The following is a 13,973-nucleotide window of genomic DNA, read 5'->3' on the forward strand; positions in this document are numbered from 1 at the left end:
AATAAAGGAGTACAAGTAGAGTGAACGGATATTTTATTACTTTTGAAGGTGTCGAGGGTGCGGGGAAAACAACGATATTGCAGGACATTCACGGTAAATTAGAGTCACTAGGCTATGATGTTGTCTCAACAAGAGAGCCTGGTGGAATCGAAATTGCTGAACAAATACGTCATGTTATTCTTAATACAAACAATACTAAAATGGAAGAAAGAACAGAAGCATTACTATATGCTGCCGCTAGAAGACAACATCTAGTGGAAAAGGTAATCCCGGCACTTGAACAAGGGAAAGTCATTCTATGTGATCGTTTTATCGATAGTAGCTTGGCGTATCAAGGATATGCAAGAGGGCTTGGGATTGATGAGGTATTTGCAATCAATCAATTTGCAATTAAAGATCAGCTGCCTAATTTAACTATATTATTTGACCTTGAGCCAAAAAAGGGGTTAAGCCGTATTGCGTCGAATAAAGATAGGGAAAGAAATCGCTTGGATTTGGAAACTATCTCATTTCACGAAAGAGTGTATAAAGGTTACCAAATCCTTTTAGATAAATTTCCCAACCGTATTCAATCCGTAAATGCAGATCAACCATTGGAACAGGTTGGAAAGGAAGTTTTGAATAAGATTCTTCTTTATATAAAAAAATAATCTTGTTAGTCACTCATGATGTAAGATCTCATAATGTATATTAATCAATTCTTATTTAAAAAAAAATATAGAGGAGGCCAAGTATGAAGCTAATAATGGCTGTTGTTCAGGATAAGGATACAAATCGCTTAATTAACGTTTTAGGTGAGGAGAATTTCCAATCTACGAAGCTTGCTTCAACTGGTGGTTTTTTAAAAGAAGGTAATACAACATTAATGATTGGATGCGAAGATGGAAATGTAGATAAGGTGTTAAAAATCATTAAAGATAACTGTTCTAATCGTGAACAAATGGTTGCACCTATTTCCCCGATGGGAGGAAATGTAGATTCTTATATACCGAATCCTGTCAAAGTAGAGGTTGGTGGAGCAACCGTGTTTGTTTTACCGATTGAATCGTTTTATCAATTTTAAATATTGAATAATCTCTTTAAGGGGACGAAGTAAATGAAAATCATAAATGAAGTGCATAGGCAAAGAGATCCATCATATACTAGACAAGCAACTACAGAAATGAAATCTTTCCATCATTCACTTCAGTCCCAATATCTATCGCAAAAAAAACAGGAATTAGACAATATGATGAAGAATATTACCTTACAAGGCGAAAAATTAGCCCGTTCCCGAAACTTTAAAGACCTTGCTAAATTTAAAAGATTGATTAAATCCTTCTTAGGAGAAACGGTATCTGGCGGTTTACGTATTAAAAAGGAACAAAGTTTCAATAGGAATGGTAGTAGTCATTTAACTTTAATCAAACAAGTAGATGAAAAACTCATAGAATTAACGGAGCAAGTCATGAGCCAAGAGAAGAAAACAGTTGATATACTTGGGCTAATAGGAGAAATAAAAGGCTTGTTGATTAATTTATATACTTAGAAACAAAGACGTAAGCGTAAGCTAAATTTTTATACTTTCCTATGTCGTTAAGAATAATCGGTAATTTGATATGTTTTGAAGGATGGATATTGGATGAAGACGTGGTCGGAAATTGCAGAGATACAGCCTTTAGCAAGTAAGATAATAACAAATAGTATTAAAAAAGATCGGGTTTCACATGCATATTTAATTCATGGAGAACGTGGCACTGGAAAAGAGGAAATCGCTATTATTCTTGCAAAGGTTCTATTTTGTATGGATCTTAATGGAATAGAACCATGTAATGAATGTATAAACTGTAAACGAATTGAGTCCCATAACCACCCTGATGTTCATTGGATTGAACCTGAAGGAAAGTCCATAAAAAAGGAACAGGTTGAAAATCTGCAAAAGGAATTTACATATTCTGGACTTGAATCTAATAGGAAGGTATATGTAATAAAAGACGCTGATACTTTAACTGTAAATGCTTCTAATCGTATTTTGAAGTTTTTAGAAGAACCGACAAGACAAACAACAGCAATTATGATTACAGAAAACAGTCAAGCCATTCTCCCAACGATTCGTTCACGTTGTCAAATTATAGACTTAAAACCACTAAATCCAGTTTCCTTTCAAAATAAGCTACTAGAAAACGGGCTAAAAAAACAAGAAGCCATCCTATTCAGTGCTTTAACCAATAACCTTCAAGAAGCGATTGAATGGTCAAAAGATCAGTGGTTTGAGGAAGCTAGGAAGTTAGTGATACAATTGGTTGAAATGTTTTCAACCAAACCAGAAGATGTGTACTTATTTATCCATAGTCATTTGATACCTCTCTTAAAAGAAAGAAAAGATCAAGAGAAATTTCTCGATTTATTATTATTAGCATTTAAAGATATTCTTTATTATCACATCGGTAATGAAAATGAACCTATATTCTATCAATCGACAGATGTTTTACTTGAAAAAGCAGCAATGTCATTTTCCGAAGAGCAAATTATAGATAACTTAAATGCTATTTTAAAAGCTAAAAGAAAATTGAAGCAAAATGTTCAACCAACATTAGTGTTTGAACAATTGGCTCTTCAAATACAGAGGTGAAACAAATGATTGAAGTTATTGGCGTTCGGTTTAAAAAGGCGGGGAAGATCTATTACTTTGACCCTGGTGAAGAAGATATTTTACTAAACAGTTATGTTATTGTGGAAACGGTACGTGGCGTTGAGTTTGGAAAAGTAGTTATACAAAATAAAAAGGTAGACGAGGAAGATGTTGTGCTGCCTTTGAAAAAAGTAATCAGGGTTGCTGATGAAAAAGACAAGCTCACCGTTTTAGAAAATCAGGAAGAAGCTAAAAAGGCCTTTGATATATGTACAACAAAAATAAAGGAACATCAGCTAGATATGAATCTAGTAGAGGTAGAATATACATTTGATCGTAACAAAATTATTTTTTACTTTACCTCTGATGGACGTGTAGACTTTCGAGAATTAGTAAAAGACTTAGCAGCGATGTTCAAAACCCGTATTGAATTAAGACAAATTGGTGTTCGAGACGAAGCAAAAATGCTTGGTGGTATTGGACCGTGTGGAAGAATGCTTTGTTGTTCAACCTTTTTGGGAGATTTTGAACCTGTATCTATTAAAATGGCAAAGGATCAAAATCTTTCTTTAAACCCGGCTAAGATATCTGGTCTATGTGGTCGCCTTATGTGTTGTTTAAAATACGAAAATGACGAATACGAAAATGCGAAGCGGGAATTACCAGATATAGGAGAAGCCATGAATACTCCGTATGGAAAAGGGAAAGTGGTTGGATTAAATATCCTTGAGAAATTGATTCAAATCGAAATCCCAGAAAAGGAACGTGTTATTGAGTATACTTTAGATGAACTAATTGAAGAGGGAATTTTAGCTCAGGGCCAAAGATAACGAGGTGAGTGGGAGTGAGGAATCGGCAAATCTTTGATCAAGTGTCTGATATGGAAAAACAAATCGGAGAATTATATCAGCAACTTGGTGATCTTAAACAAAAGTTAAGTGAATTACTAGAAGAAAATAATCGACTTGCTATGGAAAATCATAATCTCAGAAACCATTTAGATACGATAGAAGAAGGTAAACAAAAAACAACTAATAAAGAAAAATCAGCTAAGAAAAAAGATAACTTACCAAGTGAAGGATATGACAATTTAGCAAGATTGTATGATGAAGGATTCCATATTTGTAATTTAGAATTTGGAAGACCGAGAAGAAACGAGGATTGTATGTTTTGTCTTGAGTTCTTTGATAAAACAAAGTAGAATTCGGAAATATGTTAATCCATATAAACGAAAAAATACTGTCTCTATATAGGGGCAGTTTTCTTTTAATTGGTATAAAATTTACATAACTAGTTTTCTAATGTATAGAAAGATCATGGATATGTTAAACGGTAATAGCTAAAGTTTCGATTAGGAGTAGGAGAAATAAATGGTACAATTATTGGACGATGAACGTATAGATTTCTTATTAGCTGACGAAAGTATGAGTATTATTCAAAGTGCGACTGCTTTCGCCTTTTCTTTAGATGCTGTGCTACTTGCACATTTTGCTTCTGTCCCAAAAAGAAGAGGAAAGGTTTTAGATTTATGTACAGGTAATGGGGTCATCCCATTATTGTTAGCTAGAAAAACCAAGGTTGAAATAACTGGTGTTGAAATTCAAAATCGTATTTTTAGTATGGCAGAGAGAAGTATTGAGTTAAATCAATTGCAGGAGCAAATACATGTCATTCACGGTGATTTAAAAGAAATGAAACATGTTTTAAAGCAAAGTGCTTATGATGCGGTAACATGTAATCCACCTTATTTTCAAACACCTTCTAGTAAGGAACAAAATCAAAATGAATATTTAACCATCGCAAGGCATGAAATTTATTGTACATTAGAAGATGTTGTAAAGGCGTGTAAACTACATGTAAAACCGGGAGGAAAAGTAGCGATGGTTCACAGACCAGGGAGACTTGTAGATATGATAGCTTTATTTAGGAAATATAACATTGAACCAAAACGGATGCAGTTGGTATTTCCAAAAATGGGGAAAGAAGCAAACATGCTTTTAATAGAAGGAATCCGGGATGGCAAAGCAGATTTAAAAATTTTACCACCATTGTATATATACAACGAAGATGGTACATATACGGAGGAAGCAAAGGAAATTATATATGGATGATAAGGAACATGTCGTGTACATTTTAAGGTGTAAAGATAATTCTCTATATACAGGTTATACAAATAACCTAGAGAACCGTTTGAAAGCACATAGGGACGGAAAAGGGGCAAAGTATACTAGAGGTAGAGGGCCGTTTCAAGTGGTATACATTGAAAAAATAGAAACGAAAGAGCAAGCTTTAAAAAGAGAATATGAAATAAAACAACTAAAAAGAAAAGAGAAACTATTACTAATCCAGAATTGGTTGAAAGAAGTGGTTCAGAATGAAAATTCAAAAGAGCTTTAGTGATGAAAACCTAGGGGCTATTTATGTTGTACCAACACCAATTGGAAATTTAGAAGATATTACATTTAGGGCTTTGAATACATTAAAAGATGTATCAATCATAGCAGCAGAGGATACAAGAAACACAAAGAAGCTTTTAAACCATTTTGAAATAAATGTACCACTTATTAGTTATCATGAGCATAATAAGCTTTCTAGAGAAGAGAAGTTATTGGAGCGGGTGAGAAAAGGGGAGTCCATTGCTATTGTCAGTGATGCTGGGATGCCAGCTATTTCAGATCCAGGATATGAATTAGTAAGATCAGCAATAGAAGAGGAACTGAAAGTAGTCGTTCTACCAGGAGCGAATGCAGCCCTTTGTGCTTTAGTAGGTTCTGGGCTTTCCACGAATGAGTTTTATTTTTATGGATTCTTGCCTCGAAAGAAGAAAGATAAGGAAGCAGAATTAGAGCGTTTAAAATATATTCAAGCTTCTTTATTATTTTACGAATCGCCATATCGTATTAAAGAAACCCTACTAACAATGCATAAAGTTCTGGGAAATAGACAAATAGCGATTGCTAGAGAGCTAACGAAACGGTTCGAGGAATTTACTAGGGGTTCTGTTGAAGAATTAATAGAGTGGGCAAATCAGAATGAGCAAAAAGGGGAATTTTGCTTAGTTGTTGCTGGAAATGACGCAGAAGAGGAAGAGACGGAAATATGGTGGAAAGACTTAACCATTATGGAACATGTAAATTACTATATCAATAAAAGTCAATTATCTTCAAAGGAAGCCATAAAACAAGTTGCCACAGACAGGAATATGCCTAAACGAGAAATATATCAAGCCTATCATGTAGATTAACAAAAGCGGAAGAGCCTGGTTAGGGAAGTTCGCTAGTTCCTGGGCGCTGGAGCTGGACGTGGCCTTCCTTATGGCAAGCTTTGATAAGCTGAATTCTTATATCTTCTTACCTACTAAAAAAGAGAGTTGACGTGCTTCTGCAAGCGTCAGCTCTCTTTGGGCTTTTAATTGATTTTAACAAGGGGTTACGTTTTTGTAAATAGAAATTTGTAGAAAATTATCCTATTTTCAATTTTATTAATCATTGTGGTTTAATAGGGATTCAATTTCCTTAAGTAGTAATTTAGCACTAGTTTGACTTAAAACAATCTTACCATCTGCTAATACCAAGTTTTCCTCCGAATATTCACCTGAAATTTGACATGTCAAATTTGGTTGGTGTTTTTTAAGAACTATTTTATTTTTATCAAGGGATATTTCCATTTTATCTTTTGGTTGAATGTCTAACGTATTTCTAATTTCTACTGGAAGTACTACCCTTCCAAGTTCATCAACTTTACGGAACATTCCGGTTGAATTCATAGTAAGCCCCCTAATTTTTGAATTTGAATTCTATCTATATTAGTAAAGGAAATGGTGATTTTTAAATAATTTAGATTTTCTGACAATTTCTTTGCTTTAGAATAGCAATATTTTATTTCGATGTCAATATTTAAGGTATGATAATTTGAATGCTAAATTAAAAAAAGCCTATGCAAATGCTTATCTTATCTTGATTTGGTCCATAATTAATAATACACAGTATTTGGCAAAATACGTTATAATAGCTACAATGGTAATAGTTTAAAAATGACATTTTTGTAGACTTTTTAATTTTTAATTAGAACTTTGTCGGAAAAACCCCTAAAGCCAAGTTTTTTTAAGGAGGTAGCAGCATGCTAGAGGAGAAAAAAACGTTTTACATTACTACACCAATCTATTATCCAAGTGGTAATTTACATATAGGTCATGCATATTCAACAGTTGCAGGTGATGTAATAGCTAGGTACAAACGTATGCGTGGTTATGATGTAATGTATTTAACTGGAACGGATGAGCACGGACAAAAAATTCAAAAGAAGGCAGAAGAAAAAGGTGTAACCCCACAGGAATACGTAGATGAGATTGTTAGTGGTATTCAAGATTTATGGAAAAAACTAAAGATTTCAAATGACGATTTTATCCGTACAACAGAAGATAGACATAAAGATGTCGTTGAGAAAATCTTTGATCAGCTAGTAAAACAAGGCGATATTTACCTTGATGAATATGAAGGCTGGTATTGTACATCTTGTGAATCTTTCTTTACGGAGAGACAATTAAATGAAGGAAGCTGTCCAGATTGTGGTGGTCCGGTTGAAAAGGTTAAAGAAGAGTCCTATTTCTTTAAAATGAGCAAGTATGTGGATCGACTAGTTCAATATTATGAAGATAATCCGGAATTCATCCAACCTGAAAGTCGTAAAAACGAAATGCTTAATAACTTTATAAAACCAGGTTTAGAAGACTTAGCTGTATCACGTACTTCTTTTGATTGGGGAATTAAAGTCCCTGGAAACCCAAAACATGTTATTTATGTATGGGTAGATGCGTTAACGAACTATATTACGGCACTTGGTTACGGAACTGAAAACGATGAGAAGTTTAGGAAATATTGGCCTGCGGATGTTCACTTAATGAGTAAAGAGATTGTTCGATTCCATACTATTTATTGGCCAATCATATTAATGGCGCTTGATTTACCTTTACCGAAAAAGGTATTTGCACACGGATGGATTTTGATGAAGGATGGAAAAATGTCGAAATCAAAAGGTAATGTGGTAGACCCGGTAAGTCTGATAAACCGTTATGGGCTAGATGCTTTACGTTACTACTTATTACGCGAAGTACCATTTGGTCATGATGGTGTATTTACTCCAGAAGGATTCGTAGAAAGAACAAATTATGATTTAGCAAATGACTTAGGTAATTTGTTAAATCGAACAGTGGCAATGATTAAAAAGTATTTTGATGGAGAAATCCCTGTATATAAATCATCTGAAACAGAAGTAGACGGTAAACTTGAACAATTTGCTAAGGATACGATTAAAAGAGTAGAAGAAGCGATGGAAAATATGCAGTTCTCTGTTGCGCTTTCTTCCTTATGGCAATATATTAGCCGAACAAATAAATATATTGATGAAACCCAACCATGGGTACTTGCAAAAGACGAACAAAATAATGAAAGATTAGGAAATGTGATGGCTCATTTAGCCGAATCATTGAGAAAGTCAGCTGTGATGCTTCAACCATTCTTAACAGAAGCACCAACAGAAATATTCCGTCAGTTAAATATTACGAATGAATCTTTAAAAGTGTGGGATAGTGTTTATAAGGACGGAGAAATCCCAGCTGGAACGAAGGTTCAAAAAGGTGACCCTATTTTCCCAAGACTCGATGTAGAAAAAGAAATCGAAGCTATTAAAGCAATGATGAAAAAAACAGTGGTTGAAGAACCAAAAAAAGAAGAAGATAAAAAAGAACAAATCGAGTATGACGACTTTATGAAGTTAGATTTACGAGTTGGTGAAGTATTAAAAGCTGAAAAGGTAAAAAAAGCTGACAAATTGCTAAAACTACAACTTGACCTTGGATCGGAAAAACGTCAAATTGTCTCAGGGATTGCGAAGTACTATGAGCCAGAACAATTAGTAGGTAAAAAGGTTATTTGTGTAACAAATCTGAAACCTGTCAAGCTACGCGGAGAAATGTCAGAGGGTATGATTTTGTCAGGCGAAGATGAAAAAGGGAACTTATCTCTAGCAACCGTAGATTCATCTTTACCAAATGGATCCGTTGTGAAGTAAGTAAAATTCAAACTTTAAAAGCCAATCTCGTGGAGAGCTTGGCTTTTTATTCATAGGAGGTAAATATGTTATTTGATACACATGTTCACCTAAATGCAAGACAATTTCTAGAGGATCGCGAAGAAACAATACAGCGTGCATTCGATGCTGGTGTAACATACATGACGGTAGTTGGCTTTGACCATGAAACAATTCCACTTGCCATTGAAATTGCGGAAGCATATGAAACCATTTATGCAGCTGTAGGTTGGCATCCTGTTGATGCAATAGATATGACAGACAAGGAACTTGATTGGATTGAAGAATTAGCAAAGCATCCTAAAGTAGTAGCAATAGGTGAAATGGGCCTTGATTATCATTGGGATAAATCACCAAAGGATGTCCAGAAAGATGTCTTCCGAAAACAAATTCGTCTAGCTAAAAAGCTAAAAATGCCAATCATTATCCATAATCGTGAAGCAACCGAGGACATTATTCAAATTTTAAAAGAGGAAAACGCAAAGGAAATTGGCGGCATTATGCATTGTTATAGTGATTCTGTCAAATATGTAGATGATTGTTTAGATATGAATTTTTATATTTCTTTGGGAGGACCTGTAACATTTAAAAATGCGCCACTACCAAAAGAAGTAGCTCAATATGTCCCTTTAGACCGTCTATTAATAGAAACGGATGCACCTTATTTAGCACCACATCCTAATAGAGGTAAAAGAAATGAACCAGCTTATGTAAAACTAGTAGCGGAGAAAATTGCCGAACTTAGGAATATGAGCTATGAAGATATTAGTGAAATAACTACAAAAAACGCATTTCGCTTCTTTGGAATAGAATAATTTCATTAAAAAATCATCTTTTGGGAAAGTATTTTATTGTTTTCCCTTAATTTTATTATGTTAGCAATCAAATGAAATATAACTGTAACATTATAGTGAAATAATACCAGAACCCAAGTGAATTAATAGAAGAATGATGGCGAAAATAGGGATTAGCGATAAGCTAGTCCCTATTTTTGTTTTCTAATAGATTCCAACATATCCCTTTAGAATCAATTATCTTCTCTTTTTAAGTAAAGTAAAACGATGTCGAATAGGGCTTGTGTAATGGAATTGTAAATCAACCGTAAAAGGAAATTCATTTACTTTACGTATATTTTGTTCATATAATCGTTCATACAAAGGGGGGCAAGATGCATGCGATTTGTATCAAAGCTATTGCCGGCATCAAAAATGAAGCTGGTTATTTCTAGTATAGGTGTACTTGCACTAGTTTTATTTACCAGTATGGTTGTTTTTGAATCAACAAAAGCAGAAGTAATCATTACAAACAACGGTGAAGAGAAAAAAATAAAGACACATAAAAATACCGTTGGTGAAATACTAGATCAAGAAGGTATCGAAGTTGGTGATCATGATGCATTATCCCATAACTTAGATGCTGATATTGAAGACGGTATGAAGATTGATTATGAATCTGCAAAACGACTTACCTTAGAGATAGACGGTAAAGTTCATACATATTATTCAACAGCACAAACATTAAAAGAATTCTTAGAGGAGCAAAGCCTTTCATTCTCGAAGGATGATGAAGTTTCGCTCCAGGATAATGACATATTAAAAGATGGACAAGAAATAAAAGTGAAAAAGGCGTTTGAAGTAACAGTAAATGATGGTGGAGAAGAGAAAGCATCAAAAGTTACAGGTGGAACCGTACAAAATCTATTAGAGAAAAGTGAAATAGAGTTAAATGACCTAGATAAGATTTCTCCTTCCTTAGACGATGTAGTTACTAAAGATACTGTTATTACGATTACCCGTGTGGAAAAAAAGAAGGAGAAAGTAGTAGAAGAAGTTGCCTTTGATACAGAAACTAAAGAGGATTCTTCATTAGAAAAAGGGAAAGAAAAGGTGGTAACGGAAGGGGAAAAAGGAAAGGTCCATAAAACTTTTGAAGTTACCTTAGAAAATGGAGAAGAGGTGGATCGTAAATTATTAGACGAAGCGATTCAGGAGAAAAAGGTAAATCGTGTTGTCGCAGTAGGTACGAAAGAGCCTGCACAAGTAGTATCTGAAACCTCTACCTCTAGTTCAAGCAATAATAATGCTTCAAGTGATAAAACAATAACCATGACTGCAAGTGCGTTTACAGCAAGTTGTAATGGCTGTTCTGGTTACACAACAACAGGAATTAACTTGAAGGATAATCCAAATAATAAGGTAATTGCAGTAGATCCAAATGTCATTCCTTTAGGAACAAAAGTATGGGTGGAAGGATATGGAGAGGCAATTGCTGGTGATACTGGTGGTAATATTAATGGAAACCGAATTGATGTTCATGTACCGGATAAATCGAAAGCATACAGTTGGGGAGTTCGTGATGTCCAAGTGAAAATCCTTGATTAAGATGTATGTAAGTTATATGCTCTTACCATGATAAATGGTAGGAGCTTTTTATATTTAAAAGCGCTGGAGCTAGATGTGGCCTTTTTATTAACAATAGATGATAGGGGAAATCAATGAAAATTAAAGAAGTCATAGTAGTTGAAGGAAGAGACGATACGACGAAAATAAAACACGCAGTCGATGCAGATACGATAGAAACAAATGGATCAGCAATTAATAAATCTACACTTACCCAAATCAAACATGCACAAGAAAAGCGTGGGGTCATTATTTTCACGGATCCAGACTATCCTGGTGAACGAATTAGACAAATTATTAATGAATATGTTCCGGGTTGTAAACATGCTTTTTTAACGAAAGATAAAGCAAGGGCAAAACATCCGCATAATAAAAGTTTGGGGATTGAACATGCAAGCATTGAAGATATAAGACAAGCCCTAAAGGATGTTTATGAATTAGCTGAACCTATAGAAAGTGAAATAGATCAAGAAGATATTATTAAAGCACGATTAATCGGGACAAAAGAAGCACGAAAAAGAAGGGAAAGACTAGGCGAACTTCTCCAAATAGGTCATACGAATGGGAAGCAGTTATTAAAACGACTAACATTATTTCAAATAACGAAAGACCAGTTTAATCAAGCAATTTTAAAACTGGATCAGGAGGAAGAAGATGAGTAATTATATCGCCACACCATCGCGTACGAAGGAAATTTTAAATAAATATAAGTTTACATTTAAGAAAAGTTTAGGACAAAACTTTTTAGTCGATGTGAATATACTTCAAAATATAGTGAAACATGCTGGTATAGATAAAGACGCAGGTGCCATAGAAATAGGACCAGGAATTGGAGCGTTAACGGAGCAGTTAGCAATTCATGCGGATAAAGTGGTTGCTTTTGAAATCGACCAACGATTATTACCAATATTGAAGGATACCTTAGGTGATTATTCTAATATCAATCTCATCCATCAAGATATTTTAGAAGCAAATGTTAAGGAAGTAATTAAGGAAAACTTTGCTCCGGATCAAAAAGTACATGTCGTTGCAAATTTACCATATTACATTACTACCCCAATTCTAATGAAGTTAATTCAGGATAAATTACCAGTATCGAGCATTACGGTGATGATTCAAAAAGAAGTTGCCGAGAGAATGGCAGCAGAGCCAAATACAAAAAGTTATGGGTCCTTAACTATTGCTTTACAATATTATACGGAGGCTGAAGTGGTTATGGTCGTACCTAAAACAGTTTTTATGCCACAACCAAATGTAGACTCAGCCATATTAAAATTAAACCTAAGAGAGAAGCCTCCTGTTCATGTACAAGATGAGGATTTTTTCTTTGACATAATAAAAGCAAGTTTTGCACAAAGACGGAAAACACTTCAAAATAATTTAAAAAGTTTCTTCAAAGATAAATATGATAAAGACATGATTACGGATATTCTTTTGCAATCCGGTATAGATGCTAAAAGGCGCGGCGAATCCCTAAGTATAGAGGAATTTGCACATTTAGCAAATACATTTACTAATGCACTACAAAAATAAGTTGTCTGTCCACGGCAGATAGCTTATTTTTTGCGATTAACCATCAGTGGGGAATGAAGGAACCCCCCGATGTTGGAAGTCTTCTTTATAAAAATTACTCGTCTTTGCATAAGTGCAACTTGGGCACAATTTCCTAAAAAGGCTTGGCTAAATATCAAGTTTTCTAGAGATCGAGTTCATATAAGGCACAATACTTATTTTCCATTCATAGTTTATAGTGGGAAGGCGTCGTTCTTTCAAGTAGACTATGGGGTGAACGTATGGATTTAACGAAAAATAATTTAGTAACTAGAAAATCCTATAACCATGATTTGCTATTCCGTATTGCGAATATTAAAGACAATATAGCAAGTTTATATGGGGAAGACATGCGACTTGAGGCAGATGCACCATTAGAAGATCTCCGGAGAATTGAAGATAGAGAATTAGAAACAAGAAGAAAAAAAGAAAAGGAAAAAGAAGAATTCTCTTATAGGCTATTTCGTCAAGATTATCAATTAATGAAGGAAAAACGCGATTATCAAGCATCAGATGGATATCAAAACTATGCAAAGTACTTCCAATTGCCCGCAAAAGTCCTTCATCTAGATGGTGATCAAATGTACTTAAGAAAATGTATAGAACTCTATCAGCGAATAGGTTTACAAGTACACGGTGTCCATCTGAATGAAAAGGAAATGCCAAATCAAATTGGTGAATTAGTTCAAAAAATCCAGCCAGATATGATTGTAATAACAGGACACGATTCCTTCTCAAAAAATAAAGGAACAAAAAAGGACTTAAGGGCCTACCGACATTCAAGGTATTTCGCTGAGTCAGTTAGAGAAGCTAGGCGAATTAATCCTAATCTTGATCAACTAGTTATATTTGCAGGTGCTTGTCAGTCTCATTTTGAGTCTCTTATACGTGCAGGAGCAAATTTTGCGAGTTCCCCTACCCGAATTAATATACATGCGTTAGACCCTGTTTATATTGCAGCAAAAATTGCTTATACCTCTTTTATGGAACGAGTCAGTGTGTGGGACGCAATTAGAAATACGTTAACAGGAGAAAAAGGAATGGGTGGGGTAGAAACGAAAGGTTTACTCCGTACTGGAATGCCATATTTATTAGATGATGACTTAGACGGTAATAACTATGATAATGATTGAAAAAGCTTATCCGAATGCTGGATAAGTTTTTTTAAAAAGAAAAGAAAGTATAAAAAATTGGCTTATTAAATCTTGTCATAGGGAGGGCCATGTCCGGCTCCAGCGCTAAAGCAATAGCGAGACTTCCTTCGCCTCCATACATTGCTACGAAGCACAAGATGTGTGAGTACAGGCGTTGCGACATGACATCGC

At 34.6% G+C, this 13,973-nt stretch carries 16 protein-coding genes; 15 read left to right on the plus strand and 1 reads right to left on the minus strand.

From position 1 onward, the window contains the following. Nucleotides 1-20 precede the first annotated feature (20 nt). From tmk to rsmI, 9 genes are all read left to right on the plus strand, one after another. A complete protein-coding gene (gene tmk / locus ACFQ18_RS10760) occupies nt 21-650 on the plus strand; it encodes a dTMP kinase (RefSeq protein ID WP_204798313.1) in 630 nt (209 codons plus the stop codon). Nucleotides 651-733: 83 nt separating this feature from the next. Further along, nucleotides 734-1,063 (plus strand): cyclic-di-AMP receptor, encoded by a 330-nt coding sequence (locus ACFQ18_RS10765; RefSeq protein ID WP_047186880.1) that lies wholly within the window; start codon nt 734-736, stop codon nt 1,061-1,063. 33 nt (nt 1,064-1,096) lie between these two features. Then, nucleotides 1,097-1,528 carry a YaaR family protein gene (locus tag ACFQ18_RS10770; RefSeq protein WP_047186881.1) on the plus strand — a complete coding sequence of 144 codons (432 nt, stop codon included), beginning with the start codon at nt 1,097-1,099 and terminating at the stop codon, nt 1,526-1,528. A gap of 93 nt (nt 1,529-1,621) precedes the next feature. After that, on the plus strand, nt 1,622-2,611 hold the full coding sequence (holB, locus tag ACFQ18_RS10775; RefSeq protein ID WP_047186882.1) for a DNA polymerase III subunit delta': 990 nt from the start codon (nt 1,622-1,624) through the stop codon (nt 2,609-2,611). A 5-nt stretch (nt 2,612-2,616) separates the two neighbouring features. Further along, nucleotides 2,617-3,441: a PSP1 domain-containing protein gene (locus ACFQ18_RS10780; RefSeq protein WP_204798312.1), complete on the plus strand. Its 825-nt coding sequence runs from the start codon at nt 2,617-2,619 to the stop codon at nt 3,439-3,441. 14 nt (nt 3,442-3,455) lie between these two features. Further along, a complete protein-coding gene (yabA, locus tag ACFQ18_RS10785; RefSeq protein WP_204798311.1) occupies nt 3,456-3,812 on the plus strand; it encodes a DNA replication initiation control protein YabA in 357 nt (118 codons plus the stop codon). Nucleotides 3,813-3,981: 169 nt separating this feature from the next. Further along, nucleotides 3,982-4,722, plus strand: a complete 741-nt coding sequence (locus ACFQ18_RS10790) for a tRNA1(Val) (adenine(37)-N6)-methyltransferase (protein ID WP_204798310.1) — start codon at nt 3,982-3,984, stop codon at nt 4,720-4,722. Next, nucleotides 4,715-5,008 carry a GIY-YIG nuclease family protein gene (locus tag ACFQ18_RS10795; RefSeq protein WP_060669069.1) on the plus strand — a complete coding sequence of 98 codons (294 nt, stop codon included), beginning with the start codon at nt 4,715-4,717 and terminating at the stop codon, nt 5,006-5,008. The genes ACFQ18_RS10790 and ACFQ18_RS10795 overlap by 8 nt, the downstream gene beginning before the upstream one ends. Beyond that, nucleotides 4,986-5,855 (plus strand): 16S rRNA (cytidine(1402)-2'-O)-methyltransferase, encoded by an 870-nt coding sequence (gene rsmI, locus ACFQ18_RS10800; protein WP_145543129.1) that lies wholly within the window; start codon nt 4,986-4,988, stop codon nt 5,853-5,855. The genes ACFQ18_RS10795 and rsmI overlap by 23 nt, the downstream gene beginning before the upstream one ends. Before the next feature lie 237 nt (nt 5,856-6,092). Here rsmI and ACFQ18_RS10805 read toward each other — a convergent pair whose 3' ends face one another. Further along, complete coding sequence (locus ACFQ18_RS10805; RefSeq protein WP_047186888.1) at nt 6,093-6,377, minus strand: AbrB/MazE/SpoVT family DNA-binding domain-containing protein; 285 nt, start codon at nt 6,375-6,377, stop codon at nt 6,093-6,095. 353 nt (nt 6,378-6,730) lie between these two features. Here ACFQ18_RS10805 and metG point away from each other — a divergent pair, with 353 nt between their 5' ends. The 6 genes from metG to yabG all read left to right on the plus strand — a co-directional run bounded on the left by metG (nt 6,731) and on the right by yabG (nt 13,781). After that, nucleotides 6,731-8,680, plus strand: coding sequence for a methionine--tRNA ligase (gene metG / locus ACFQ18_RS10810; RefSeq protein ID WP_060668395.1), 1,950 nt, complete (start codon nt 6,731-6,733; stop codon nt 8,678-8,680). A 65-nt stretch (nt 8,681-8,745) separates the two neighbouring features. Beyond that, entirely contained in the window at nt 8,746-9,513 is a 768-nt protein-coding gene (locus tag ACFQ18_RS10815; RefSeq protein WP_047186890.1) for a TatD family hydrolase, read from the plus strand. 357 nt (nt 9,514-9,870) lie between these two features. Continuing rightward, a complete protein-coding gene (locus ACFQ18_RS10820; RefSeq protein WP_145523711.1) occupies nt 9,871-11,079 on the plus strand; it encodes a G5 and 3D domain-containing protein in 1,209 nt (402 codons plus the stop codon). A gap of 113 nt (nt 11,080-11,192) precedes the next feature. Further along, on the plus strand, nt 11,193-11,759 hold the full coding sequence (gene rnmV, locus ACFQ18_RS10825; protein WP_047186892.1) for a ribonuclease M5: 567 nt from the start codon (nt 11,193-11,195) through the stop codon (nt 11,757-11,759). Next, nucleotides 11,752-12,630: a 16S rRNA (adenine(1518)-N(6)/adenine(1519)-N(6))-dimethyltransferase RsmA gene (rsmA, locus tag ACFQ18_RS10830; protein WP_145523710.1), complete on the plus strand. Its 879-nt coding sequence runs from the start codon at nt 11,752-11,754 to the stop codon at nt 12,628-12,630. Before rnmV ends, rsmA begins: the two co-directional genes overlap by 8 nt. 260 nt (nt 12,631-12,890) lie before the next feature. Further along, on the plus strand, nt 12,891-13,781 hold the full coding sequence (yabG, locus tag ACFQ18_RS10835) for a sporulation peptidase YabG (protein ID WP_204798309.1): 891 nt from the start codon (nt 12,891-12,893) through the stop codon (nt 13,779-13,781). Nucleotides 13,782-13,973 lie beyond the last annotated feature (192 nt).

The sequence above is a fragment of the Oceanobacillus caeni genome (genome assembly GCF_042678465.1).
GTDB classification, from domain to species: domain Bacteria; phylum Bacillota; class Bacilli; order Bacillales; family Amphibacillaceae; genus Oceanobacillus; species Oceanobacillus caeni.